Source organism: Cupriavidus sp. WS, assembly GCF_000395345.1.
Classification (GTDB): Bacteria; Pseudomonadota; Gammaproteobacteria; order Burkholderiales; family Burkholderiaceae; genus Cupriavidus; species Cupriavidus basilensis_B.
Genome location: NZ_AQPL01000706.1, coordinates 1 through 1,247 on the forward strand (window position 1 = coordinate 1; position 1,247 = coordinate 1,247).

Annotated in this window: 1 protein-coding gene; it reads left to right on the forward strand. The window is 61.6% G+C overall.

Annotation, left to right across the window (positions count from 1 at the left end):
- Positions 1 to 70: 70 nt before the first annotated feature.
- A protein-coding gene (locus tag K206_RS0136715; protein WP_369796952.1) for an IS3 family transposase occupies positions 71 to 1,242 on the forward strand; the annotation gives its coding sequence in 2 pieces (ribosomal slippage) (positions 71 to 338 and positions 338 to 1,242; 1,173 coding nt in all).
- Positions 1,243 to 1,247: the final 5 nt, after the last annotated feature.

A 1,247-nucleotide genomic window follows, 5' to 3' on the forward strand; every position in this document is an offset into this window, starting at 1 on the left:
TGAGCTTCCCCGGAAATTTCGCCTTCCAAAAGGGTGAGGTATAACCTCAACTGAGTTGGAAGGAATCGAAATGCGAAAGATACCGAAGCAGGAATTCACAGCGGAGTTCAAGGAACAGGCCGTACGGCAACTGCGTGCCGGCAAGACGACAGGGGAGCTGTCGGCGGAATTGGGCGTGTCTGATCAGACACTGCGCAACTGGCGCAAGGCTGCCGAGGCGGGCAAGCTCAACGGGGCCGGCGCCAAGCCCGTGACGCCTGAGCAGATGGAGTTGTCTCGCCTGCGCGCGGAGAACAAGCGTCTGGCGATGGAGCTTGAAATCGCAAAAAAGGCGGCGGCGTACTTCGCGAAGGACCTTCTGTGAAGTACGCCTGGATCGAGCAGGAGCGCGCCACTTATCCGCTGGCGATTCTCTGCGATGTCCTGACTGTCAGTGTGAACGGCTACCGGGCCTGGAGGCGTGGAGGCACGCCGTCGCGCAAGCGCCTGACGGATACGCAAATGCTGGCGTTGATCCGCGCGATCCATACTCAGCTCAAGGGCGCGTATGGATCGCCGCGCATGCTCCGGGAAATCCACGCACGAGGCTTCCCGGCGTCCAAGGAGCGGGTGGAGCGGCTGATGCGCGAGAACGGCATTCGTGCTCGGCACAAGCGACGCTGGCGGGCTACGACGAATTCCAGGCACGCACTACCGATTGCGCCGAACCGGCTGGAGCGCAACTTCACGCCGGCAGCGCCGAATCGGGTCTGGACGGCGGACATGACCTACATCTGGACCGACGAGGGTTGGCTGTATCTGGCCATCGTGCTCGACCTGTTCAACCGCGAAGTGGTTGGCTGGTCGATTCGGCCCCGGATGACAGCCGATATCGTGACCGAAGCGCTGACGATGGCCTGGTTCCGCCGCAAGCCCGGGCCGGGGCTGATTCACCATTCGGATCGAGGCAGCCAGTATGCCAGCCAAGCCTTCCAAGGCAAGCTGGAGGATTACGGCATGGTCTGCTCGATGAGTCGCAAGGCGAACTGCTGGGACAATGCGCCGAGCGAGAGCTTCTTCAACAGCCTGAAAAACGAACGGGTGCACGGTCAGCGCTACGCGACGCACGAGCAAGCCAAAGATGATCTCTTTGACTACATCGAGATCTTTTACAATCGGAGCCGCCGCCACTCCACGCTCGGCTATGTATCGCCGGCACAGTACCTCAGGGACTGGACGGCCCCGCCGGGCATGGCGGCTTGACTCCT